At 60.6% G+C, this 22,701-nt stretch carries 22 protein-coding genes and 1 pseudogene; 13 read left to right on the forward strand and 10 right to left on the reverse strand.

From position 1 onward, the window contains the following. Positions 1 to 30 precede the first annotated feature (30 nt). Together KGB27_RS14765 and KGB27_RS14770 are read left to right on the forward strand one after the other, a co-directional pair. Positions 31 to 708, forward strand: coding sequence for a response regulator (locus tag KGB27_RS14765; protein WP_008029360.1), 678 nt, complete (start codon positions 31 to 33; stop codon positions 706 to 708). Further along, positions 705 to 2,051 carry an ATP-binding protein gene (locus KGB27_RS14770; RefSeq protein WP_223555102.1) on the forward strand — a complete coding sequence of 449 codons (1,347 nt, stop codon included), beginning with the start codon at positions 705 to 707 and terminating at the stop codon, positions 2,049 to 2,051. Before KGB27_RS14765 ends, KGB27_RS14770 begins: the two co-directional genes overlap by 4 nt. A 122-nt stretch (positions 2,052 to 2,173) precedes the next feature. Here the strand turns inward: KGB27_RS14770 and KGB27_RS14775 are convergent, their stop codons facing one another. Then, complete coding sequence (locus tag KGB27_RS14775; RefSeq protein ID WP_223555104.1) at positions 2,174 to 3,172, reverse strand: AraC family transcriptional regulator; 999 nt, start codon at positions 3,170 to 3,172, stop codon at positions 2,174 to 2,176. Between the two features lie 338 nt (positions 3,173 to 3,510). On the opposite strand from KGB27_RS14775, the gene KGB27_RS14780 reads away from it, so the two are divergent. After that, positions 3,511 to 4,845: a dicarboxylate/amino acid:cation symporter gene (locus KGB27_RS14780; protein ID WP_008029353.1), complete on the forward strand. Its 1,335-nt coding sequence runs from the start codon at positions 3,511 to 3,513 to the stop codon at positions 4,843 to 4,845. 145 nt (positions 4,846 to 4,990) lie between these two features. Beyond that, positions 4,991 to 6,172 (forward strand): CaiB/BaiF CoA transferase family protein, encoded by a 1,182-nt coding sequence (locus KGB27_RS14785; RefSeq protein WP_223555106.1) that lies wholly within the window; start codon positions 4,991 to 4,993, stop codon positions 6,170 to 6,172. A gap of 13 nt (positions 6,173 to 6,185) precedes the next feature. On the opposite strand, the pseudogene KGB27_RS14790 reads toward KGB27_RS14785, so the two are convergent. Further along, a pseudogene (locus KGB27_RS14790) lies at positions 6,186 to 6,455 on the reverse strand (SprT-like domain-containing protein); the annotation flags it as partial. Positions 6,456 to 6,604: 149 nt separating this feature from the next. After that, positions 6,605 to 7,207: a Yip1 family protein gene (locus KGB27_RS14795; protein WP_008029348.1), complete on the reverse strand. Its 603-nt coding sequence runs from the start codon at positions 7,205 to 7,207 to the stop codon at positions 6,605 to 6,607. A gap of 378 nt (positions 7,208 to 7,585) precedes the next feature. Here KGB27_RS14795 and ttcA point away from each other — a divergent pair, with 378 nt between their 5' ends. Both ttcA and KGB27_RS14805 read left to right on the forward strand, forming a co-directional pair. Further along, the gene (gene ttcA / locus KGB27_RS14800) at positions 7,586 to 8,410 is read left to right on the forward strand and encodes a tRNA 2-thiocytidine(32) synthetase TtcA (RefSeq protein WP_008029346.1); all 825 of its coding nucleotides are present in this window, start codon (positions 7,586 to 7,588) and stop codon (positions 8,408 to 8,410) included. A 123-nt stretch (positions 8,411 to 8,533) separates the two neighbouring features. Then, complete coding sequence (locus tag KGB27_RS14805; RefSeq protein WP_008029344.1) at positions 8,534 to 9,208, forward strand: DNA-3-methyladenine glycosylase I; 675 nt, start codon at positions 8,534 to 8,536, stop codon at positions 9,206 to 9,208. Positions 9,209 to 9,310: 102 nt separating this feature from the next. On the opposite strand, the gene KGB27_RS14810 is transcribed toward KGB27_RS14805, so the two are convergent. Genes KGB27_RS14810 through arsC form a run of 3 tightly spaced genes read right to left on the reverse strand, consistent with a single transcriptional unit; the run spans position 9,311 to position 10,684 of the window. Further along, entirely contained in the window at positions 9,311 to 9,736 is a 426-nt protein-coding gene (locus KGB27_RS14810; RefSeq protein ID WP_008029342.1) for a DUF2069 domain-containing protein, read from the reverse strand. 1 nt (position 9,737) lies between these two features. Next, positions 9,738 to 10,334 (reverse strand): NAD(P)H:quinone oxidoreductase, encoded by a 597-nt coding sequence (wrbA, locus tag KGB27_RS14815; RefSeq protein WP_008011647.1) that lies wholly within the window; start codon positions 10,332 to 10,334, stop codon positions 9,738 to 9,740. Then, positions 10,331 to 10,684, reverse strand: a complete 354-nt coding sequence (gene arsC / locus KGB27_RS14820; protein WP_008029340.1) for an arsenate reductase (glutaredoxin) — start codon at positions 10,682 to 10,684, stop codon at positions 10,331 to 10,333. Before arsC ends, wrbA begins: the two co-directional genes overlap by 4 nt. 114 nt (positions 10,685 to 10,798) lie before the next feature. Here arsC and KGB27_RS14825 point away from each other — a divergent pair, with 114 nt between their 5' ends. Further along, positions 10,799 to 11,266, forward strand: a complete 468-nt coding sequence (locus KGB27_RS14825) for a TlpA disulfide reductase family protein (protein WP_192420403.1) — start codon at positions 10,799 to 10,801, stop codon at positions 11,264 to 11,266. A gap of 160 nt (positions 11,267 to 11,426) precedes the next feature. On the opposite strand, the gene KGB27_RS14830 is transcribed toward KGB27_RS14825, so the two are convergent. Next, a complete protein-coding gene (locus KGB27_RS14830; RefSeq protein ID WP_008041642.1) occupies positions 11,427 to 11,831 on the reverse strand; it encodes an META domain-containing protein in 405 nt (134 codons plus the stop codon). Further along, positions 11,831 to 12,265, reverse strand: a complete 435-nt coding sequence (locus KGB27_RS14835) for a hypothetical protein (protein ID WP_008029332.1) — start codon at positions 12,263 to 12,265, stop codon at positions 11,831 to 11,833. The genes KGB27_RS14830 and KGB27_RS14835 overlap by 1 nt, the downstream gene beginning before the upstream one ends. A 134-nt stretch (positions 12,266 to 12,399) precedes the next feature. Between KGB27_RS14835 and KGB27_RS14840 the strand changes: the two genes are divergently transcribed. Next, on the forward strand, positions 12,400 to 12,780 hold the full coding sequence (locus tag KGB27_RS14840) for a hypothetical protein (RefSeq protein ID WP_223555108.1): 381 nt from the start codon (positions 12,400 to 12,402) through the stop codon (positions 12,778 to 12,780). A gap of 5 nt (positions 12,781 to 12,785) precedes the next feature. Here KGB27_RS14840 and KGB27_RS14845 read toward each other — a convergent pair whose 3' ends face one another. Beyond that, a complete protein-coding gene (locus KGB27_RS14845; RefSeq protein ID WP_207286450.1) occupies positions 12,786 to 13,775 on the reverse strand; it encodes a 2-hydroxyacid dehydrogenase in 990 nt (329 codons plus the stop codon). A gap of 201 nt (positions 13,776 to 13,976) precedes the next feature. Then, positions 13,977 to 16,730 (reverse strand): response regulator, encoded by a 2,754-nt coding sequence (locus tag KGB27_RS14850; protein WP_223415757.1) that lies wholly within the window; start codon positions 16,728 to 16,730, stop codon positions 13,977 to 13,979. A gap of 214 nt (positions 16,731 to 16,944) precedes the next feature. Between KGB27_RS14850 and KGB27_RS14855 the strand changes: the two genes are divergently transcribed. From KGB27_RS14855 to rlmD, 5 genes are all read left to right on the forward strand, one after another. Next, complete coding sequence (locus tag KGB27_RS14855) at positions 16,945 to 17,667, forward strand: response regulator transcription factor (RefSeq protein WP_008041637.1); 723 nt, start codon at positions 16,945 to 16,947, stop codon at positions 17,665 to 17,667. Continuing rightward, positions 17,654 to 19,078, forward strand: coding sequence for a sensor histidine kinase (locus KGB27_RS14860; protein WP_223555110.1), 1,425 nt, complete (start codon positions 17,654 to 17,656; stop codon positions 19,076 to 19,078). Before KGB27_RS14855 ends, KGB27_RS14860 begins: the two co-directional genes overlap by 14 nt. Positions 19,079 to 19,260: 182 nt before the next feature. Beyond that, the gene (locus KGB27_RS14865) at positions 19,261 to 20,283 is read left to right on the forward strand and encodes a YhcG family protein (protein WP_008041635.1); all 1,023 of its coding nucleotides are present in this window, start codon (positions 19,261 to 19,263) and stop codon (positions 20,281 to 20,283) included. Between the two features lie 108 nt (positions 20,284 to 20,391). Further along, positions 20,392 to 21,294, forward strand: coding sequence for a cysteine synthase CysM (gene cysM / locus KGB27_RS14870; protein WP_008029320.1), 903 nt, complete (start codon positions 20,392 to 20,394; stop codon positions 21,292 to 21,294). Beyond that, positions 21,294 to 22,646 carry a 23S rRNA (uracil(1939)-C(5))-methyltransferase RlmD gene (gene rlmD, locus KGB27_RS14875; RefSeq protein ID WP_223450358.1) on the forward strand — a complete coding sequence of 451 codons (1,353 nt, stop codon included), beginning with the start codon at positions 21,294 to 21,296 and terminating at the stop codon, positions 22,644 to 22,646. Before cysM ends, rlmD begins: the two co-directional genes overlap by 1 nt. Positions 22,647 to 22,701 lie beyond the last annotated feature (55 nt).

The following is a 22,701-nucleotide window of genomic DNA, read 5'->3' on the forward strand; positions in this document are numbered from 1 at the left end:
TGGAGAGGTTGAATTGCCCGGGAGAGCGTTATGAAATTGCTGGTCGTCGAAGATGAAGCGCTGTTGCGCCATCACCTGCAAACCCGCCTGACGGACAGTGGCCACGTGGTCGAGTCCGTGGCCAACGCCGAGGAGGCGCTGTACCAGACCGAGCAATTCAACCATGACCTGGCGGTGATCGACCTCGGCCTGCCCGGCATGGGCGGGCTCGACCTGATCCGTCAGCTGCGCTCGCGGGGCAAGACCTTCCCGATCCTGATCCTCACCGCGCGCGGCAACTGGCAGGACAAGGTCGAAGGCCTCGCTGCCGGCGCCGACGATTACGTGGTCAAGCCGTTCCAGTTCGAAGAGCTGGATGCGCGCCTGAATGCCTTGCTGCGTCGCTCCAGCGGTTTCACCCAGTCGACCATCGTCGCCGGGCCGCTGCTGCTCGACCTCAATCGCAAGCAGGCGTCCCTCGATGAACAACCGCTGGCGCTGACTGCCTACGAGTACCGGATCCTCGAATACCTGATGCGCCATCATCAGCAAGTGGTGGCCAAGGACCGCTTGATGGAGCAGCTCTACCCGGATGACGACGAGCGCGATCCGAACGTGATCGAAGTGCTGGTCGGCCGCTTGCGCCGCAAACTCGAAGGCCCGGCCGGCTTCAAGCCGATCGACACCGTGCGGGGCCTCGGCTACCTGTTCAATGAGCGCTGCACTTGATTCGTTCGCTTCGTGTCCGTTTGATGCTCGCCGCCACGATCCTGGCGGTGTTGTTCATGCTGGCGTTGCTGCCGGCGATGCAGGGCGCGTTCAGCCTGGCGTTGCAGGATTCCATCGAGCAGCGCCTGGCGTCGGACGTCACCACGCTGATTTCCGCCGCCCGGGTCGAAGGCAACCACTTGCAGATGCCGGCGCAGTTGCCGGACGAGCGTTTCAACCTCACCGACAGCCGTTTGCTCGGCTACATCTATGACCGTGAAGGTCACCTGGTCTGGCGCTCGAAGGGCACTCAGGAAGAGGACATCAACTACAAACCGCGTTACGACGGGCGCGGTAACGAGTTCGCGAGGATCAGCGAAGCCAACGGCCAGGAATTCTTCGTCTATGACGTCGAAGTCAAACTGCTTGGCGGCAAAAGCGCGGCGTTCAGCATCGTCGCGCTGCAACCGGTGCGCGAGTACGAAGACACCCTCGAAGGCCTGCGGGAAAATCTCTATCTGGGTTTCGGCGCCGCTTTGTTGGTGCTGCTGGCGTTGCTGTGGATCGGCCTGACCTGGGGCTTGCAGGCGTTGCGCCGACTCAGTCAGGAGCTCGACGAAATCGAAAGCGGCACCCGCGAAAGCCTCAGCGAACAGCACCCGCGTGAATTGCTGCGCCTGACCGGCTCGCTCAACCGCTTGCTGCACGGCGAGCGCGAACAGCGCAGCCGCTATCGCGATTCTCTCGGCGACCTGGCCCACAGCCTGAAAACCCCGTTGACCGTGCTGCAAGGCGTCAGCGAAGACATGGCGCAGCGCCCGGCGGATCGCGATCAGGCCTGGGTGCTGCAAACCCAGATCGAGCGCATGAGCCAGCAGATCAGCTATCAGTTGCAGCGCGCCAGCCTGCGCAAAAGCGGCCTGGTGCGCCATCAGGTGCGGTTGCGTCCGGTGCTGCAAAGCCTCTGCGACACGCTGGACAAGGTCTACCGCGACAAGCGCGTGCGGGTGGCCTTCGATCTGCCGGAGCAATGCTACGTGCCCATCGAGCAGGGCGCCTTGCTGGAAATGATGGGCAACCTGCTGGAAAACGCCTATCGCCTGTGCCTGGGCGAAGTGCGCATCAGCGTGCGCGAGACCTTGAGCGGGGTCGAATTGTGCGTCGAGGACGACGGGCCGGGTGTGCCACCGGATCAGCGCGCGCGGATTCTGCAGCGCGGCGAACGGCTGGACCGTCAGCACCCGGGGCAGGGGATCGGGTTGGCGGTGGTCAAGGACATCATCGAGAGTTACAACGCGAAACTGACCCTGGGCGATTCGCCGATGGGCGGCGCGGCGTTCCGGATTCATTTTCCGGTGGTTTGACCGGGAGTTTGAAGGTGCTCAATCGGGCCTCTTCGCGGGCAAGCCTCGCTCCTACGAGGGAAAGCGCTTTCCTGTAGGAGCGAGGCTTGCCCGCGAAGGGGCCGGTGAATTCACCGCAACAATCAATTCTCCTGCGCGCGGTAGGCTCCGGGTGTAAGCCCGGTCCATTTCTTGAACGCCCGATGAAACGCCGAAGGCTCGGAAAACCCCAGCTGCTCGGCAATCTGTTGCAACGACAGGTCCGCACGCCCCAGGTGATAAATCGCAATGTCCCGGCGCAACTGATCCTTCAACTCCTGAAAACTCGAACCCTCTTCGCGCAAATGCCGGCGTAGCGTCTGCGGGCTGATGTGCAGGTGCGCGGCCACCGCTTCCAGGTCCGGCCAGCGCGCACTGTCGCGGCTGAGCAAGCGGCGCAACTGGCTGCTCAGGCTGTCGCCGTCATCCGGGCGCGACAACAGGTCGGCGGGGGAGTGTTCGAGGAAATGCTTGAGGGTCCGCTCGTCCTGCAGCAACGGCATGTTCAGGTAGCGACTGTGGAACAGCAGGCTGCTCTGCGACGCGGAAAATTCCATCGGGCAGGGGAACAGCAACTCGTATTCCGCGCCGTGCTCGGGCCTCGGGTAGCTGAACGTCGCTTGTTCCAGGCGGATGCGCTGGCCGATCAGCCAACTGCCGAGGCGATGCCAGACCATCAACTGGCTCTCGGTGAGGAAATGGTCCGGATCCTGAAACTGCGAATCGTCCAGGCTCAGGCGGATCATTTCGTTTTCGCGGGTCAGGGTCAGGCGCGGGCCGCCGGGGAACAGGCTATAAAACAACAAGCCGCGATGCAGTGCCTTATCGAGATTGCGGCAGTGAATCACCGCATGACACATCATCGCGAAACTGCCGGTTTTACTCGGCACCGGCCCGAAGCCCAGGTACTCGTCGTCGAGTGCCAGCCACAATCCCTGGATCAAGCGGGTGAACTGCTCAGGCGCAATGCGCGCACGCGGTTCTTCCAGCAGCTCGGGGCTGATGCCGAGTTGTTGCAGCAGGTTTGAACAGTCATGACCCAGCCGACGCGCGCCACCGAGGGCGGCACGGGCGAAATGGCTGGCGATGGTACGTTCGCGCATAGAAGGCAGGTCCGTCTATTGAACGACGGATGGTAGTCGTCGGGTCAGGCAATGGACAAGGCGGATATCCGCCAAATTGCAGGACGAGGTTTGGCGGATGGGCGGAAATCCGCCACTGTTTTATAGCGCACCCAAGGCACGCTGAACCTGTAACCCCTGATGTCAAAAGGCTCGCAGCGGGTTTTGCAAAAGTGGCACGCCGCTTGCGATACAACGAGCAGATGCCTGCCGTCGCGCAGCTCGAAAAAACAAATCCCTCCAGTGCAGGAGGGTTCGCAATTCAGGTGTCGTGGGCAACAGATGGATGTTGTTAGCGCGCACTCTTGAGGAACTTTGCAATGACGACTCGTCAGCCACTGTACAAATCCCTGTATTTCCAGGTGATCGTTGCCATCGCCATCGGCATCCTGCTTGGTCACTTCTACCCGCAGACCGGTGTGGCCCTCAAGCCGCTGGGTGACGGGTTCATCAAACTGATCAAAATGGTCATCGCGCCAATTATCTTCTGTACGGTCGTCAGCGGTATCGCCGGCATGCAGAACATGAAATCGGTCGGCAAGACCGGCGGTTATGCGCTGCTGTACTTCGAAATCGTTTCCACTATTGCCTTGCTGATCGGTCTGGTCGTGGTCAACGTCGTGCAACCGGGCGCCGGCATGCACATCGACGTAACGACTCTGGACACCAGCAAAATCGCTGGCTTCATCTCGGCCGGTAAAGACCAGAGCATCGTCGCCTTTATCCTCAATGTGATCCCGAACACCATCGTCGGCGCTTTCGCCAACGGCGATATCCTGCAAGTTCTGATGTTCTCGGTGATCTTCGGTTTCGCCCTGCATCGCCTGGGTGCGTACGGCAAGCCGGTCCTGGACTTTATCGATCGCTTCGCCCACGTGATGTTCAACATCATCAACATGATCATGAAGCTCGCGCCTGTCGGTGCCTTCGGTGCCATGGCCTTCACCATTGGTGCTTACGGTGTTGGCTCGCTGGTACAGCTTGGTCAGCTGATGATCTGCTTCTACATCACCTGCATCCTGTTTGTGGTTCTGGTATTGGGCGCCATCTGCCGCGCGCATGGTTTCAGCGTACTCAAGCTGATCCGCTACATCCGTGAAGAACTGCTGATCGTACTGGGCACTTCCTCGTCGGAATCGGCTCTGCCACGCATGCTGATCAAAATGGAACGCCTGGGTGCGGATAAATCGGTAGTGGGTCTGGTGATCCCGACTGGTTACTCCTTCAACCTCGACGGTACTTCGATCTACCTGACCATGGCGGCTGTGTTTATCGCTCAGGCGACTGATACGCCGATGGACCTCACTCACCAGATCACCTTGCTGCTGGTGCTGCTGTTGTCCTCCAAAGGTGCGGCAGGTGTGACCGGTAGTGGTTTCATCGTGCTGGCAGCCACCCTGTCGGCCGTGGGTACTCTGCCAGTAGCCGGCCTGGCGCTGATCCTCGGTATCGACCGCTTCATGTCCGAAGCCCGTGCGCTGACCAACCTCGTTGGTAATGCCGTTGCGACCCTGGTCGTGGCCAAGTGGGTGAAAGAGCTGGACGAAGACAAGCTGCAAGTCGAGCTGGCTTCCGGCGGTCGCGGTATCTCCGATGAACGTGAAGTAGACGACCTGGGTGTGGCCGAAGGCCCAACCCCAAGCAACGTCAAGTAACACGCGTTGTCATGAAAAAACCCGCTTCGGCGGGTTTTTTCATGCCTGGAATTTGAGCGTAACGGTCACAGTTGCTGACACATCAGGTGATTGCTGCAACGCGATTGGCTGCCTAGGCTGGAGGCATCGAATACGGAGATCGCTCATGCCCGGCCCATTGGCATCACTCAAGGTTCTGGATTTCTCGACACTGTTGCCGGGGCCGTTCGCCTCGCTGTTATTGGCTGACATGGGCGCCGAGGTCTTGCGCATCGAATCGCCGACCCGCATGGACCTGTTGCGCGTGCTGCCGCCCCATGACCAAGGCGTGTCGGCCAGCCACGCGTACCTCAATCGCAACAAGCGCAGCCTGGCGCTGGACCTCAAGCAGCCCGAGGCGCTGGCGGTGATCAAGCAACTGGTGCAGGACTACGACATCGTCCTGGAACAATTCCGCCCTGGTGTCATGGAACGATTGGGCCTGGGGTATGAAGCGTTGAAAGCCATCAACCCAAAGCTGATCTACGTGTCGATCACTGGATACGGGCAAACCGGCCCCTACAAGGATCGCGCCGGCCACGACATCAATTACCTGGCGTTGGCGGGGCTGGCGAGCTACACCGGCCGCGCCGACAACGGCCCGCTGCCCTTGGGCGTGCAAGTGGCGGATGTCGCCGGCGGTTCGCTGCACGGCGTCATCGGCCTGCTGGCGGCGGTGATCGCCCGGCAACAAAGCGGGTTGGGGCAGCATCTGGATGTGAGCATGACCGACTGCGCATTCAGCCTGAACGCCATGGCCGGGGCCGGGTACCTGGCCTGCGGCGAGGAGCCGGGCCGGGAAGACCAGATGCTCAACGGCGGCAGCTTTTACGACTATTACCGTTCGCGGGATGGCCGCTGGTTATCGGTGGGCAGCCTGGAGCCGCCGTTCATGAAGCAACTGTGCACGGCACTGGGGCTGGAGGAGTTGGCGGCGTTGGGCCTGTCACCTCAGCCTGCCCAGCAAAAGAAGCTAAAGGACGCGCTGCAGAGTGAATTCGAGAAACACGACTTTGCCGAATTGTGCGCGCTGTTTGCCGAGCTCGATGCGTGCGTCGAGCCGGTGCTGACCTTGGGTGAGGCGATTCGGCATCCGCAGTTGCAGGCGCGGGAGTTGGTGACCGACGTGCCGCGAGGGGATGGCACGAGCCAGGCGCAGATGGCGTGTCCGTTGAAGTTTTCGGATGGCTTGCCCGAGCCTCGACATATCGGTGCGGCGCTGGGTGAGCATACGGATCAGGTGTTGGGGGAGTTGGGGTTTAGTTCGCTGCGAATTGAAGAATTGCGGCGTGCCAAAGTGATTATGTAGGGTTTTCGATGGCCTCTTCGCCGTGGGGCTGGATGCGATCGCCAAACAGCTGATGAGCGATCAGGTGGGCGACTTCATGGGCCACGGTCTGCTTGAGGAAGTCTTCCGTGTTTTCGCGGTACAGCTGCGGATTGAAGCGCAGCAGGTTCTCGTGCAGATGCGCGACACCGGCTTTTTGCCCGCGCAGCTTGAGGCTCACCACGGGGCGTTTGAAAGTTCGTTTGAAAAAGGATTCGGCTTGTTGGTAACAGTCTTCGACGCGGGTATTGAGTTGCTCGGGCATGCTTGATGGATCTCCAGAGACGTCGAGTATGCCGCAACGCTCGGGCCTTGCGAATCGCCAGGGCGCCGAATGGTCGTTACCCTCCACATTGAAAGGCCGCCTTGCGGCGGCCTGTATTGGCAGATCTTGATTTTGGGTGGAGAGCGTAACTAATTCGTGTAGACCGGCCCCACGCCAAGTCCCCAGACAATGACAGTGAATGCCATGATCGCCACCAGTACGACTAAACCGACGGCGAGCACCGAACTTGAAAACAGAAATCCCTCGTCAGATGGAATGTTCATGAAAGTTGGAAGCCCCACATACAGCAGGTACACCGTGTAGCAGATGGCCGCCGTCCCGACGATCATCCCCAGCCACATGTGTGGGTACAGTGCCGCGAGGCCGCCTATGAACAGCGGGGTCGCGGTGTAGGTCGCAAACGCAACGCAACGTGCCAGACTCGGGTTGGCGTCATAGGTGCGGGCCATCCAGTGGATGAACGCGCCCATTACGGCAACCCCGCCGAGCATCGCCACGTACGACATGATCGTCATCCATAGCGCGCTTTCCTGCGTCAGCATCACCGGTGCCCGGCTGCCAATTACCCAGCCGACCTGCGTGGTGCCGATAAACGCCGACACGGCGGGGATCGCCGCCAGAATCAGCGTGTGGGTCAGGTACATGTGGCTGATGCTTTCCTCTTGGTCGCCACGGATTTCTTTCCATTCCTGGTCGGGGTGGGTGAAGAGCCCCACTACGTGATGGATCATGCCAGTCACTCCTCTTGTTTTTACCGTCGCCCCCCAGTGGAGCGCCTACAGGCCAAAGTGGCCAAGTAAGTAAAGGTCTGGATATGTGTGCGACCTTATGACGCAGTATAGAAAGGTCTTAACCCCGCAGGTTGTAGGGCGTTAGAGCAAATCGCGCTGTAAATCCCCCTGTTAATCGCCACTGGCACTGTCAACCACAATCCCCTGTGGGAGCGAGACCGGCTTGCCGGCGATGGCGGTGTATCAGGCATGACTGTTTGGACTGACACACCGCCATCGCGAGCAGGCTCGCTCCTACAGGAGATAGGGGGCTCTTCGCCGGAGGCGGGTTTTTGCGTAAAATGCCGGCCTTTCGTCACACCTCACGGATCTCGCGTCATGGGCACTCTCACGGTCAACCAGAACAAACTGCAAAAGCGCCTTCGCCGTCAGGCCGGTGAGGCTGTCGCCGATTTCAACATGATTGAAGACGGCGACAAGGTCATGGTCTGCCTGTCCGGAGGCAAGGACAGCTACACCATGCTCGACGTGCTGATGCATTTGCAGAAGGTCGCGCCGATCAAGTTCGAGATCGTGGCCGTGAACATGGACCAGAAGCAGCCGGGTTTCCCTGAGGACGTGCTGCCGGCGTACCTCAAAACCCTGGGCATCGAGTACCACATCGTCGAGAAAGACACGTACTCGGTGGTCAAGGAGCTGATTCCGGAAGGCAAGACCACCTGCTCGCTGTGCTCGCGCCTGCGTCGCGGCACGCTCTACACCTTTGCCGACGAAATCGGCGCGACCAAAATGGCCCTCGGTCACCACCGCGACGACATCGTCGAAACGTTCTTCCTCAATATGTTCTTCAACGGCTCGCTCAAGGCCATGCCGCCGAAGCTGCGCGCCGACGACGGCCGCAACGTGGTGATCCGCCCGTTGGCCTACTGCAACGAAAAAGACATTCAGGCCTACTCGGACCTCAAGCAATTCCCGATCATCCCGTGCAACCTCTGCGGCTCCCAGGAAAACCTGCAGCGTCAGGTGGTCAAGGAAATGCTGCAGGAATGGGAGCGCAAGACGCCGGGCCGTACCGAAAGCATTTTCCGCAGCTTGCAGAACGTGATCCCGTCGCAATTGGCGGACCGCAACCTGTTCGACTTCACCAACCTGCGGATCGACGAAACCGCCATGTCGCGGTTCGTTAACGTAGTAAACCTCTAAACACAATCACTGTGGGAGCCAGCTTGCTGGCGATTGCGGTAAGTCAGACGTTGACTGACCCACCGCTATCGCAAGCAGGCTGGCTCCCACATTGGTCTACTCACTGACTCCTCAGGAGAGGGCATGCGCGATTACAAGTGGCTGCACGAATACTGTCTGAACCGCTTCGGTTCCGCAGCCGAACTGGAAGCCCATCTGCCCGTTCCGAAGACTGCCGCGCAATTGCGCGATATCAGCGACGATCGCTACCTCTCGACCATGGCGCTGCGTGTGTTCCGCGCCGGGCTCAAGCACAGCCTGGTGGACGCCAAGTGGCCGGCCTTCGAAGAAGTGTTCTTCAAGTTCGACCCGGAAAAAGTCGTGCTGATGAGCGCCGAACACCTTGAACGCCTGATGCAGGACGCGCGGATCATCCGCCACCTGGGCAAGCTCAAGAGCGTGCCGCGCAATGCGCAGTTCGTGCTGGACGTGGCCCATGAGAAAGGCAGTTTTGGCGAGTTGATCGCCGATTGGCCGGTGACCGATATCGTCGGCTTGTGGACCTACCTGAAAAAACACGGTCATCAATTGGGTGGCTTGTCGGCACCGAGATTTTTGCGGATGGTCGGCAAGGACACCTTCGTGCCGAGTTATGACGTGGTGGCGGCGCTGAATGCGCAGAAGATCGTCGACAAAGTGCCAACCAGCCTGCGGGACCTGGCCACGGTGCAGGGCGTGTTCAACCAGTGGCATGAAGAAAGCGGCGGGCGGCCGATGAGTCAGATCTCGATGATGCTGGCGTACACCGCCAATCATTGACACCGAGTCGCCCGGCCAATCGCCAGCAGGCTGGCTCCCACATTGGATCTGTGGCGTACACAAATCCCCTGTGGGAGCTAGCCTGCTAGCGATTGCAATCTGTCAGGCGACGGAGATTTCGCCTTCACCCGCCAGTTTGCGATTCAACTGAAACCGCCACCGCACATACAACAGCGCCGAGCAGAACACCGCCAAGCTCGCGCCCATTTCCAGCAAACCGAAAAGCTGCCGGTTCGGGTCATACGCCGCCAGTGCGCCCTTGATGAAATACAGGTTCACCACAAAACACATCCACGAATGCCCGCGCGCGCTGCCGACGATCATCCCCGGCGCCAGCAACAGCAGCGGCACCAGTTCGATCAGCAGAATCACCCATGGCCGCGCGCCATGCAGGTCGGCGACCACCAGGTAATAAGCGCAGAGCAATCCCACCAGGCCGAAGTAGCACAGCAGACTGATGACGCGCATCGCCCGAACCCGTGGTTCGAGCCATTCAATGGAAGGCAGGATCTTCGGCTTTTTCGCCATCTCAGCTCACCAACTTTTGTGCGGTCTTCGCCAGGCGCAGACCCAAGGCCCGGCACAGCGCCACTTCATGTTCATTCAAGCCGCTTTTGCCATCGGCGCCGGCGTGATGACTGGCGCCATAAGGCGTGCCGCCGCCACGGGTTTCCAGCAACGCAGATTCGCTGTACGGCAGGCCGGTGATCAGCATGCCGTGGTGCAGCAGCGGCAACATCATCGACAGCAGCGTGGTTTCCTGACCGCCGTGCAGGCTCGCGGTGGAAGTGAACACCCCGGCCGGTTTGCCGACAAGGGCGCCGGTCAGCCACAGGTTGCTGGTGCCGTCGAGGAAGTATTTGAGTGGTGCGGCCATGTTGCCGAAACGTGTCGGGCTGCCGAGGGCCAGGCCTGCGCAGTTCTTCAGGTCGTCGAGGCTGGCGTACAGCGCGCCTTCGTCCGGAATGTCCGGCGACACCGCTTCGCACTCGGTGGAAATCGCCGGCACGGTGCGCAGGCGCGCTTCCATCCCGGACTGCTCGACACCACGGGCGATCTGCCGCGCCATTTCATTGGTCGAACCGCTGCGGCTGTAATACAGAACCAGAATGTACGGCGCGCTCACGGCAGCAACTCCAGCACGTTCTCCGGCGGACGGCCGATGACGGCTTTGTCGCCGACTTCGAGAATCGGTCGCTCCATCAGTTTCGGGTGCGCAGCGATGGCGGCGATCAATTGCGCCTCGCTCAGGCTCGCGTCGGCGAGGTTGAGGGTCTTGTACTCGTCCTCACCGGTGCGCAGTAATTGCCGGGCGCCGAGGCCGAGCTTTTTCAGCAGGCTCTGCAATTGCGCGGCGTCCAGCGGGGTCTCGAGGTAGCGCACCACGGTCGGCGTCAGGCCACGGGCTTCGAGCAGTTCGAGCGCACCGCGGGATTTCGAGCAGCGCGGGTTGTGATAAAGCGTCAGATCGGTCATGTGCGGGTCGCATCTTGCGTAAGGTGACGGCTATTCTAACTGTGCTGCGCGTAATCCAGAACCTTGGGAGGCGATGGGTCGCAGGCGCATTCAATTTTGAACAAGGATCACGACATGACAAGGCGATTGGCAGCGGCATTGGCGATCATCGGTGCGCTGATGTTGGGGGGCTGCGGCAATGACTATGGCATCGATCAGAACGGCCAAAAAGTCGCCGCCGAACGTCTGGACAAACAATGGCTGGTGCTTAATTACTGGGCCGAATGGTGCGGCCCGTGCCGGACCGAGATCCCGGAATTGAACGGGCTGGCCGAGCAGTTGAAGGACAAGAAGATCGGTGTGTTCGGGGTCAACTTCGACAACGTGCAGGGCGAAGAGCTGAAAAGCGCCAGCGAGAAACTGGGGATCAGGTTCACCGTATTGGCTTCGGATCCGGCGGAGCTGTTTGAACTGCCGCGCAGCGAGGCGTTGCCGGTGACGTACATCATCGATAACAAGGGCAAGGTGCGGGAACAGTTGATGGGTGAGCAGACAGCGGCGGGGCTGATGGCAAAGCTTGAGGCGCTACAGGCTAAAAACTGAATGCAATACTTTGTAGGAGCCGGCTTGCCGGCGATAGCGGAGTGTCAGACACCATCAATGTTTATGGATCCACCGCCATCGCCGGCAAGCCGGCTCCTACAGGGGAACGTGCATCAGGCGGAATCAATGGTGAATGACCCGCCGTTGTCGCCGGCAAGGCTTAGCCTTCTTCAAGCCACCAACGCAGTGGCTTGCCTTCGGCCGGCCAGAAGCGCATCTGGTCGATCGGCGAAACATCCCAGCGCTGCACATTTTCCAGGGCCTGGAGGAAGCGCTTTTCCTGTTCCATCAACGCCGGCGCGCACAGTTTGCGCGTGCTGCCGACCTTGCCGAAACTCAGCTTGTCGTCTTCGAGCGTATACGCTGCGAACCAGTGGTTGCAGCCGCCGTTGCCATAGGCCCGGCCATCTTCGCCGAGGGTGACGGTCAGGTGGCTGTAATCCATCAGCGGGCGTTCGCCGATCCATTCCAGAATGTAGCTGCGGTTCTGCTGCAATTTTACCGGCTCGGCGGCACAGCCCAGCAGGCTGGCGCCGACCATTGCGGTCAGAGCAAGGCGTTTCATCACGCAGGCTCCTGGCATTTCGGGCACAGGTGCTTCTCACCGACGGCGGTCCAGCCCAACTCGGCGATCCGCGCGGTGGCGGCAGGCTTTTCAGCCTTGTTACCCAGTTTGGCGTCGACCGCGAACTCGAAGCTCAGCTCTTTGGCGCAGCTGTCGCAGTTGACTTTCCAGGTGTGGATCGCCAGTTCACCGAACACCGGACCACTGGCCACCGCGACCCATTGACCGGGCGGGTTGATCAAATGGCGAACCGTTTCGACGGTCAGGCGCATGGACAAGTCCTTGGCGCCTTTTAGGGTCACGACCAGCACGTCATTGTTGCGAATCGAGCCGCCGTTGCCGGTGACTTGATAACGCCCCGGCACGAGGGCGCGGCATTCGGTGAGGGTGTGTTGCGGGTTCATCAGGTTATAGCGGAAATCGTGTTCGACCATGGGTCCTCCAAATATGCGCGGTATGCTAGCACGGGCCTGCACGCAGCATTGCGCAAGCAGATGACCTTCGATCAGGTTCAAATGACCTGCCGACTCATGGCAAACTGCCGCTTTTGCATTTCTAAGGAACGGACATGGCGTTAATCGAATGTTTTGAGTGCAAGCAACGCATCAGTTCAACGGCGCCTGCTTGTGTTCATTGCGGTGCGCCGACACGAGAGGCGCAAGCGGCAACGTCGAAGGCGCCACTGTCTTTCGGACGTTTACCGCAAGACGAGAGCGTGGCCAAGGTTTCGCCGGCCGCGTTCGGGCGTAAACGCAAAGCCGGCGTCGAGGCTGCGGTTCCTGCTCCGACGCCCAACGGTTCGCGTCCGGTGGAGCTGTGGCTGAAACTGATGATTTTCTTTCTGCCACCGTTTTTTGTCTGGTTCCTGCTGCGTCCCGGGCATTCAACAGGCCAACGCTTGCTCGGTTTTGGCTGGCTGGCCTTGATGATCCTGTTGTCCAAGATCTGATCCGCTCAGCCCTCGACCTGATTTTGCGGCGTGCCGGCCGCCCAGGCTGCAATGTTCTGCAACGTCGTCGCGGCAATTGCACCCAGGGCTTCACGGGTCAGGAAGGCCTGATGCGCGGTGACGATCACGTTCGGGAAGGTCAGCAGGCGCGCCAGCACATCGTCCTGCAGCGGCAGGTCGGAACGGTCCTCGAAGAACAGTTGCGCCTCTTCTTCATACACATCCAGCCCCAGATAACCGAGTTGGCCGTCCTTCAGCGCGTCGATCAGCGCCGGCGTGTCCACCAGGCCGCCGCGACCGGTATTGATCAACATGGCGCCGGCTTGCATGTGCGCCAGTGACTCGCGGTTGATCAGGTGTTTGCTCTGCTCATTGAGCGGGCAGTGCAGGCTGATGATCTGCGACTCGGCCAGCAGCTCGGGCAAACTCAAATAACGTGCACCGAGGGCTTCGACCTGTGGGTTGGGGTAAGGATCATAGGCCAGTAGCCGGCAGCCGAAACCGTTCATGATTTTCGCGAAGGTCGCCCCGATTTGCCCGGTGCCGACCACGCCGACCGTTTTGCCCACCAGGTCGAATCCCGTCAGCCCGTGGAGGCTGAAATCCCCTTCGCGGGTGCGGTTGTAGGCACGGTGCAAACGACGGTTGAGCGCCAGGATCAGCGCCACCGCGTGTTCGGCCACCGCGTGGGGCGAGTAGGCCGGAACCCGCACAATCGACAACCCCAGGCGCTTCGCCACCGCCAGGTCGACATGGTTGTAGCCGGCCGAACGCAGGGCAATCAGGCGTGTGCCGCCCGCTGCCAGGCGTTCGAGCACCGGGGCGCTGAGGTCGTCATTGATAAAGGCACAGACCACTTCGTGATGTTCCGCCAGCGCTGCCGTGTCGAGGCTGAGTCGCGCCGATTGAAAGTGCAGCTCGATGCCGGCAGGGAGGTCGGCGCCGAGAAAACTGTCGCGGTCGTAGGTCTGGCTGCTGAAAAGAATCGTACGCATGGCGTCCTCCTGGAAAAAACACGCGGTAAGCCTGTTGCCGAAAACTTCAGGCCCGCCGGATACCTTGTAGGAGCATGGCTTGCCAGCGAAGGCGTCCTCCAGAATGAAGAAGGGTTTGAGGGCCCCTTCGCTGGCAAGCCATGCTCCTACAAGGGATTGCTGTGAGCTTACGCCCGTGGCAATCAAACGGATTGCGTTGTATCAAGCATTGATACGGGCATGTGCCGCCAGGCGATTGATGGCCCGGTCGAGGTCTTCCAATGCACCCGGAGCCTTCGGGTCCTGTTGCTTGAGCAGGGTTTCGCTGCGCTGGCAGGCAGCGCGCAGCTGCGGCACACCGCAATAACGGGTGGCGCCGTGCAGGCGGTGTACGCGTTCGATCAACGCGTTGTGATCGTTGGTTTCCCGGGCGAAGCGGATGGCTTCGCGGTCGGCTTCCAGCGATGCCAGCAACATCGCCAGCATGTCCGCCGCCAGATCCGCCTTGCCCGCCGCCAGCCGCAACCCTTCTTCGTGATCCAGCACTTGCAACTCGTGGCTGCCGCCGTGACTGTCGCTGGAACGCTCGGGCCCCTGATTGCGCAGCGCCAGGCCGGTCCACTTCAACACCACCTGAGCCAATTGCCGCTCGCTGATCGGTTTGGTCAGGTAATCATCCATGCCACTTTGCAGCAGCGCGCGTTTTTCGTTGGCCATCGCGTGGGCGGTGAGGGCTACGATCGGCAGCGGCGTGCAATGCCGTTCGCTTTCCCACTGGCGAATGGTTTCGGTGCTCTGACGACCATCCATGCCAGGCATCTGCACGTCCATCAACACCAGATCGAAGGTCTCGGTCTGCACCGCTTTGACGGCGGCATAGCCGCTTTCCACCGCAAGCACCTTGGCGCCAAGGTCCTCGAGCAGGGTTTGCACCAGCAACAGATTGGCCGGGTTGTCATCGACGCAGAGCACCTTCGGCGCGCGGCTGGACACCGGCTCGCCGGGATCGCTACGTTGCTGGCGCGGATTGACCAGATCGGACAAGGCCCGGCGCAACTTGCGTGTGCAGGCCGGTTTGGCCTGGAGCTGGCTGTGCGGGTTCGGCACCGAGAGGTGGAACAGCGTCTGTTCGGTGGTCGGGCACAGCACCAGCACTTTGCAGCCGAGGTGCTCAAGGTCCCAGATGTGCTGGTTGAGGCGCTCCGGCGGCATGTCATTGCTGGTGATGCCAAGCACGGCGAGGTCGATCGCCAGATCGGTCTGGTGTGCGCCGGTCACGCCATTGGTCAGGCTTTCCAGAGTGTTGAACGGGGTGACTTCCAGGCCACAGTCTTCCAGTTGATGCTGCAACGCCTGACGGGCCAGTTCGTGGTTCTCCAGCACGGCGACGCGGCGTCCGAGCAACGGCGGAGCGGGCAGGTCTTCGGCGTCGTCGCGGGTTTTCGGCAGGCTCAGGCTGATCCAGAATTCCGAGCCTTCGCCCGGCGTGCTGTCGACGCCGATCTCGCCGCCCATCTGTTCGATCAGGCGCTTGGAAATCACCAGCCCCAGGCCGGTGCCGCCAGGTTGCCGGGACAGCGAGTTGTCGGCCTGGCTGAAGGCCTGGAACAGCGCGCGCACGTCCTCGTTCGACAGGCCGATGCCGGTGTCCTGAATGCTGATGCGCAGTTGCACGCTGTCTTCATGCTCGTCTTCGAGCATGGCGCGGGCAACGATGGTGCCTTCGCGGGTGAACTTGATCGCGTTGCTCACCAGGTTGGTGAGGATCTGCTTCAGGCGCAGCGGATCGCCGACCAGCGACAGCGGCGTGTCGCGATAGACCAGGCTCACCAGTTCCAGTTGTTTGGCGTGGGCGGCCGGGGCGAGGATGGTCAGGGTGTCCTGGAGCAAATCGCGCAAGTTGAACGGAATGTGGTCGAGCACCAGTTTGCCGGCCTCGATTTTCGAGAAGTCGAGGATCTCGTTGATGATCCCCAGCAGGCTGTCGGCGGATTTTTCGATGGTGCCCAGGTAGTCGAGCTGACGTGGGGTCAGTTCGCTTTTTTGCAGCAGATGGGTGAAACCGAGAATGCCGTTGAGCGGCGTGCGGATTTCATGGCTCATGTTGGCGAGGAATTCGGATTTGATCCGGCTCGCTTCCAGGGCTTCCTTGCGCGCCAGGTCCAGCTCGATGTTCTGGATTTCGATGGTTTCCAGGTTCTGGCGCACGTCTTCGGTGGCCTGATCGATGCTGTGTTGCAATTCTTCCTGGGCGTTCTGCAGGGTGCCGGCCATGCGGTTGATGCCGGACGCCAGTTCATCGAGCTCCTGACTGCCGAGCGGTGGCAGGCGGGTTTCCAGGTGACCGTCCTTGAGTTGCGCCACCGCTTGTTTGATCTGGCTCAGCGGCCGATTGATCGTGCGGCCCATGCGCAATGCCAGCAGCGCCGCACCGGCGAGGCCCGCGCCGATCAACAGCAGGCTGGCGAACAGGCTGCGATAACCGCGCAGCAACATGCCGTTGTGGGACAGTTCGAGTTCGACCCAACCCAGCAAGCGGTCAGATTCCTCGGGTATCAGGTCACCGGCCAGGTTGCGGTGCTTGCCGAACACCGGCAGCAGGTAACGCGTCGCATCGTTGCCGCTGCGGCGCAGCATTTGCGAGCCATTGCCCAGCGGCGCCGGATTGAGCATGGTCGGGCCGGCATGCGCCAGCGACGTGCGGTCCGGGGCGAGGAGCGTCACTGCGCGCACATCGGGCGTTTCCAGCGCTTGGGTGGCGATGCGCTCCAGCAGTTCGGTGTCCTTGTGGCTCATGGCCGGCGCGACAAGGGGCGCGAGCTGTTCGGCGATCATTTCGCCACGCTGCATGAGTTGGGTTTGCAGGTCGGATTGCTGCATCCAGGTGAAATAGCCGCCCAGCACCAAGGCCATCAGGCTGGTCGGAAGCAAGGTCAGCAACAGCACGCGGCCTTTTATTCCCAGTTTCTTGAGCACGCCTCTCTCCTGCATCCAGCCATTTAAGAACCTGCGCATACATCCGGTACACGCCACTTGCGCAGTGTAGCGATTTGCTTGCAGGCAATCCTCGTAAAATTGATGACGTCATTCGTCGGGCAGTCCAGCGCTTTTGTGTGGCTGGCAAACCTTGGGTTGCCCCCGGCGAGGCAATCTTGAATAATCATCAACTGAGAATTATTTGCAGATACTCATGACTCCCATCTCTGTTGGCCATCCCCGAATCCTCTCCATCGAAGACGACCTGGTGCTAGGTGCTTATGTGCACGAGCAACTGGGCCGTAGCGGTTTCCAGGTGACCTGGTGCCAAAACGGCCAGGAAGGCCTGGCGATTGCCCGTGAGCAAGCCTTCGATGTGGTGCTGATGGACATTCTGCTGCCGGGCATGAACGGATTGAACGTGCTGACCCAATTGCGCCAGAGCCATTCCACCCCGGTGGTGCTGATGTCGGCACTGGGCGCCGAAGCCGATCGCATCAGCGGTTTCCGCCTCGGTGCCGATGATTATTTGCCCAAGCCCTTCAGCATGGCCGAGTTGCGCGTGCGCATCGAAGCGATCCTGCGGCGCGTTGCACTGGATCGTCGCCCTGCCGTGGCGCCGGTTGCCTTGGTGGCGGACAGTCTGCGTTTCGACGATGAATGCTTCGAGGTGTTCTATGGCGAACACGCCGCCGGCCTGACCCGCAGCGAGTACCGGTTGCTGGACACTCTCCACCGCAACGGCGATGAGGTGCTGAGCAAAGCCTTCCTTTATCAGCACGTGTTGCAACGGGGTTACGCGGCTCACGACCGCAGCCTCGACATGCACATCAGCCAGATCCGTCGCAAGCTCAAGGCCATCGGCTACACCGAGCGGGAAGTGCGCACGGTGTGGGGCAAGGGCTATGTCCTGAGTGCTGACCATGAAGTGGTCTGACCTGCCGGGCAGGCATTCGCTGTTCTGGAAACTCGCCTGTCTGCTGGTGGCGTTCTGTCTGCTGATGATCTGGCTGAGCTGGTCCTGGGGCCGCTACATGGAGCAGCGCAACCAGTTTCTCTCTGACGAAGCCCGAGGCACTCTGACGCGCTTTGCTGCCGAAGCCGAACAGGCATGGGAGCAGGGGCAGAGCGCAGGTGTCGATGCCTGGCTGCAGGATATGCGACAGCGTGAAAAGGGCTGGGTGGGTGTGATTGGCGGCGATTTGCAGTCGTTGAGTAGTCAGCCGCTGACGGGCCAGGAAATCCAGCGCCTGACTTTTCTGCGTGGCCTGGACTGGCCCATTCACAAAAAACGCCTGCCGTGGCTGCGCGTACCGTTTCCCGGCGACTCATCCGTTGGCAGCCTGGTGATCGAACTGCCCCAGCGGTTCAAGCCGGGGCGCTACCGGGTGTTCTGGCGCGTCATCACCAATGGCGTGATTCCCGGACTGTTCACCTTGCTGTTGTGTGTCGGGCTGTATCGATTGCTGGTCGTGCCCCTCAATCAACTGCGCGAGCAGGCCAATGCGTGGCGCGCCGACCAGTTGGGCGTGCGCCTGTCGAGCCGCACGACCAATCGCTGCGATGAACTGGGTGAACTGGGCCGTGCGTTCGATCACATGTCCGAGCGCCTGCAAAGCACGGTGGCCCTGCAACAACAGCTGCTGCGCGACCTGTCCCACGAATTGCGTACACCCTTGAGCCGTTTGCGCGTGGCGAGCGAGGGCGAGCAAAGTCTGGTGCAACTGCGCGAGCGCATTGGTCGCGAAGTCGATGGCATGCAACGGTTGGTCGAAGACACGCTGCAACTGGCCTGGCTCGACACCGAGCGCACGCCCTTGCCCGACGAGGCGATCCAGATTCAGGCACTGTGGGAAATGCTCACGGACAACGCCTGCTATGAAAGTTGCTGCCCCACCGAGCAATTGCAGTGCGCGGTGGATTCATCCTGCTGGGTGCGCGGCAATCTCAACACCTTGGCCCAGGCCCTGGAAAACATCCTGCGCAATGCCATTCGCCATTCACCGAAGGGCGGCATCGTGCGTCTGGATGGACGGCGTGAAGGCGGTTACTGGCATCTGTGGCTGGAGGATGAAGGGGGCGGGGTGGCTGAAGAGGATCTTGAGCGGATCTTCTCGCCGTTCACTCGACTCGATGGTTCGCGGCCGGGGAATGGCGGGTTCGGGTTGGGGCTGAGCATTGCAAGGAATGCGGTGCAGCGCCAGGGCGGACGGCTTTGGGCTGAAAACAACGGGAAGGGGTTGCGACTGAATATCCGGCTATTGGCTGATGATGGTGTTGTCCATGATGACGCCATCGCGGGCAAGCCCGCTCCCACAGTGGATGCATGTCAGCCGCAAATGGTGTGATCACCTCGTATCCCTGTGGGAGCGGGCTTGCCCGCGAAGAGGCCCTCCCGTCCGCCAACGTTTTGATTTTGCCGGAGCGTTCCGGGGTTTCTGTACGACATTTCCTAAAGGGTATCACCGGTCATTTCCAGCATCTTTGACGGTTTAAGCTCACGCTTTAACTCATGTTCAAGGAATCAGGCATGACTGCAATCCACGTTCCCGGCAACACAACCGACGACCGTTTCAATGAAGTGCTTGCACTGATTCACGGTGCCAGGCAACAGGCGATACAGACGGTGAATACCCAGCTGATCGAGTTGTACTGGCAGGTTGGTGCTTACATCAGTCGCAAGCTGGAACTGGCTGAATGGGGAGATGCGGTGGTCAGCCAATTGGCCGAGCATCTGGCCCGGACGCAGCCAGGATTGCGTGGCTTTACCCGGTCCAACTTGTTTCGCATGTGTCAGTTCTATGAGACCTACCATGGAGAAGAGAAAGTCGCACCACTGGTGCGACAATTGTCCTGGTCGCACAACCTGATCATTTTCAGCCAGTGTAAACGCGAGGAAGAGCGGGAGTTCTACGTGCGTATGGCCGTTCAGGAAAAGTGGTCGAAGCGCGAGCTGGAGCGCCAGTTAAAGGCTGCACTGTTCGAACGCAGTATCACCCAACCGGCAAAAGCCTCCGCCGCGCTGAAACAAACTCACCCCTCGGCACTTGAGATATTCCGCGACGCCTACATGATCGAGTTTCTCGACCTGCCCGGCACCCACGCCGAAACCGATCTGCATCAGGGTTTACTGGCACGCCTCAAGGAGTTTCTGATCGAGCTTGGCCGCGATTTCTGCTTTGTCGGTTCCGAATACCCGCTGCAAGTTGGCGGCCGGGATTTCGCCCTGGACCTGTTGTTCTTCCACCGTGGGCTCAACTGTCTGGTGGCCATTGAACTAAAGGTCGGTCGTTTCGAACCGGAGTACCTGGGCAAGCTGAATTTCTATCTGGAAGCGCTGGATCGTGGTGAGCGCAAGCCCCACGAAAACCCTGCCATTGGGGTATTGCTTTGTGCCAGCAAGGAAGATGAAGTGGTCGAGTACGCCCTTAATCGCAGTCTGTCGCCAGCCCTGATTGCCGAGTACCAGGTTCAGCTACCGGACAAACAATTGCTTCAGGCCAAGCTGCATGAGTTCTATGCCTTGAATGCTGCACAGGCAAAAGAAGGCTGAATCAGTCGCTTATTCCCATAAGCCATAAGCACCGCACTTTGCGTGATATGGCCTTCCAACGTTTGCCGGTATGATAGGCGCCCCCGCAGTCTGGATTGCGAATACGCCATGACCTTGCAGTACCCAACCATCGCCGATTGCGTCGGCAACACTCCGCTGGTCCGTTTGCAGCGCCTGCCCGGCGCCACCAGCAATACCCTTTTGCTCAAGCTCGAAGGGAACAACCCGGCGGGTTCGGTCAAGGACCGGCCGGCGCTATCGATGATTACCCGCGCCGAGTTGCGTGGGCAGATCCACGTCGGCGATACGCTGATCGAAGCGACCTCGGGCAACACCGGGATCGCCCTGGCCATGGCCGCTGCGATCAAGGGTTACAAGATGATCCTGATCATGCCGGACAACTCCAGCGCCGAGCGCAAGGCCGCGATGACGGCGTATGGCGCCGAGCTGATCCTGGTGACCCAGGAAGAAGGCATGGAAGGCGCACGCGACCTCGCTCAGCGAATGGAAGCCGAAGGCCGTGGCAAGGTGCTGGACCAGTTCGCCAACGGAGATAACCCGGAAGCGCACTACACCACCACCGGCCCGGAAATCTGGCGTCAGACCGAGGGCACCATCACCCATTTCGTCAGTTCGATGGGCACCACGGGCACCATCATGGGCGTGTCGCGCTACTTGAAAGAGCAGAACGACAACGTGCAGATCATCGGTCTGCAACCGATGGAAGGCTCGGCGATCCCGGGCATCCGTCGCTGGCCGCAGGAATACCTGCCGAAGATCTACCAGGCCGATCGCGTGGACCGCATCGTCGACATGGCGCAAAGCGAAGCCGAGGACGTGACCCGTCGTCTGGCTCGCGAAGAAGGCATCTTCTGCGGCGTGTCCTCGGGCGGTGCCGTGGCAGCGATGCTGCGCCTGTCCAAAGAAGTTGAAAACGCGGTGATCGTCGCGATCATCTGCGACCGTGGCGACCGTTACTTGTCGACCGGCATTTTCGACGCGCCCAACTGATGGCCAAGCACGAGAGAGGCCTGCGCTTCCAGCCCACCGGCGGCAGCAAGGCCCCGCAAATTCCGACCGGCAAAAAGCAGCGCCTGACTATAGAGCGCCTGGCGAATGACGGTCGCGGTATCGCGTTTTTCGAAGGTCGCACCTGGTTCGTCATCGGCGCTTTGGCCGGTGAAGAGGTCGAGGCGCGCGTGTTGGGCGCCCACGGCAAAGTAGTCGAGGCGCGCACCGAGCGTGTGTTCCAGGCCAGCGAACTGCGTCGCCCGGCACCGTGCCCGCATGCCGGTCGCTGTGGCGGTTGCAGCGTGCAACATCTGCCGCACACCGAACAACTTGCCCTGAAACAGCGCATGCTCGCCGAGCAATTGTCGAAGGTCGCCGGTGTCGAGCCCGAAGAATGGGCCGCGCCGTTAAGCGGTCCGGAATTCGCTTACCGCCGTCGCGCCCGTGTAGCGGTGCGCTGGGACATGAAAGCGAAGAAGCTCGAAGTCGGTTTCCGCGCCGCTGGCAGTCAGGACATCGTTGCGATCAATGAATGCACGGTGCTGGTACAGCCCTTGCAACCGATCATGACCCGCTTGCCGGAAATGCTCCGTCGCTTGAGCAAGCCTCAGGCGTTGGGGCATGTGGAGTTGTTCAGTGGTTCGTCGTTGGCGGTTTTGCTGCGGCACATGGCGCCGTTGTCTGAATCCGATCTGACGATCCTCAAGGATTTCTGCTCGTTTCATGAAGCTCAATTGTGGCTGCATGGAGAGGGCGAGCCACAACCGGTTCAAGCCGATCAGTCTTTGGGCTATCGCCTTGAACAGTGGGATTTGAACCTGGCGTACCGGCCGGGAGACTTCATTCAGGTCAATGCGGCGGTCAACGAAGCGATGGTTGCCCAGGCGCTGGACTGGTTGAAGCCGACAGCGGATGAGCGTGTTCTCGATCTATTCTGTGGGTTGGGTAACTTTGCCTTGCCGCTGGCCAAGGCGGTTCGCGAAGTGGTGGCAGTCGAGGGTGTGCAGGCGATGGTCGAGCGGGCAGCCGCGAACGCCGCTAGCAACAATCTTCATAATGCGAAGTTTTTTCAGGCCGATTTATCCCAGCCTTTGACCGATGCCGAATGGGCGCGCGAAGGCTTTTGTGCGGTACTCTTGGACCCACCCCGTGACGGCGCTTTCGAGGTGGTGCGCAAGCTCAAGTCGATGGGTGCCGAGCGGTTGGTATATGTGTCATGCAATCCGGCAACGCTGGCGCGCGACACAGTGGAATTGATCAAGCAGGGCTACCGGTTAAAACGTGCCGGGATTCTCGATATGTTTCCTCAGACGGCACATGTCGAAGCCATGGCGTTATTTGAAGCGAGTTAGGAAGGCTCGTCTGGTCCGACTGGCCCGCCCGTGCAGCCGCGTACCAGCCCGACGT

The organism is Pseudomonas sp. BF-R-01 (assembly GCF_019946615.1).
In the GTDB taxonomy this organism is placed as follows: Bacteria; Pseudomonadota; Gammaproteobacteria; order Pseudomonadales; family Pseudomonadaceae; genus Aquipseudomonas; species Aquipseudomonas migulae.

Excerpts from the sequence above, each read along its gene's own strand:
- KGB27_RS14765 (WP_008029360.1), top strand. The coding sequence starts at position 31 with ATGAAATTGCTGGTCGTCGAAGATGAAGCGCTGTTGCGCCATCACCTG.
- KGB27_RS14775 (WP_223555104.1), bottom strand. The coding sequence starts at position 3,172 with ATGCGCGAACGTACCATCGCCAGCCATTTCGCCCGTGCCGCCCTCGGT.
- KGB27_RS14780 (WP_008029353.1), top strand. The coding sequence starts at position 3,511 with ATGACGACTCGTCAGCCACTGTACAAATCCCTGTATTTCCAGGTGATC.
- KGB27_RS14785 (WP_223555106.1), top strand. The coding sequence starts at position 4,991 with ATGCCCGGCCCATTGGCATCACTCAAGGTTCTGGATTTCTCGACACTG.
- KGB27_RS14795 (WP_008029348.1), bottom strand. The coding sequence starts at position 7,207 with ATGATCCATCACGTAGTGGGGCTCTTCACCCACCCCGACCAGGAATGG.
- ttcA (WP_008029346.1), top strand. The coding sequence starts at position 7,586 with ATGGGCACTCTCACGGTCAACCAGAACAAACTGCAAAAGCGCCTTCGC.
- KGB27_RS14805 (WP_008029344.1), top strand. The coding sequence starts at position 8,534 with ATGCGCGATTACAAGTGGCTGCACGAATACTGTCTGAACCGCTTCGGT.
- KGB27_RS14810 (WP_008029342.1), bottom strand. The coding sequence starts at position 9,736 with ATGGCGAAAAAGCCGAAGATCCTGCCTTCCATTGAATGGCTCGAACCA.
- arsC (WP_008029340.1), bottom strand. The coding sequence starts at position 10,684 with ATGACCGATCTGACGCTTTATCACAACCCGCGCTGCTCGAAATCCCGC.
- KGB27_RS14825 (WP_192420403.1), top strand. The coding sequence starts at position 10,799 with ATGACAAGGCGATTGGCAGCGGCATTGGCGATCATCGGTGCGCTGATG.
- KGB27_RS14830 (WP_008041642.1), bottom strand. The coding sequence starts at position 11,831 with ATGAAACGCCTTGCTCTGACCGCAATGGTCGGCGCCAGCCTGCTGGGC.
- KGB27_RS14835 (WP_008029332.1), bottom strand. The coding sequence starts at position 12,265 with ATGGTCGAACACGATTTCCGCTATAACCTGATGAACCCGCAACACACC.
- KGB27_RS14840 (WP_223555108.1), top strand. The coding sequence starts at position 12,400 with ATGGCGTTAATCGAATGTTTTGAGTGCAAGCAACGCATCAGTTCAACG.
- KGB27_RS14845 (WP_207286450.1), bottom strand. The coding sequence starts at position 13,775 with ATGCGTACGATTCTTTTCAGCAGCCAGACCTACGACCGCGACAGTTTT.
- KGB27_RS14855 (WP_008041637.1), top strand. The coding sequence starts at position 16,945 with ATGACTCCCATCTCTGTTGGCCATCCCCGAATCCTCTCCATCGAAGAC.
- KGB27_RS14860 (WP_223555110.1), top strand. The coding sequence starts at position 17,654 with ATGAAGTGGTCTGACCTGCCGGGCAGGCATTCGCTGTTCTGGAAACTC.
- KGB27_RS14865 (WP_008041635.1), top strand. The coding sequence starts at position 19,261 with ATGACTGCAATCCACGTTCCCGGCAACACAACCGACGACCGTTTCAAT.
- cysM (WP_008029320.1), top strand. The coding sequence starts at position 20,392 with ATGACCTTGCAGTACCCAACCATCGCCGATTGCGTCGGCAACACTCCG.
- rlmD (WP_223450358.1), top strand. The coding sequence starts at position 21,294 with ATGGCCAAGCACGAGAGAGGCCTGCGCTTCCAGCCCACCGGCGGCAGC.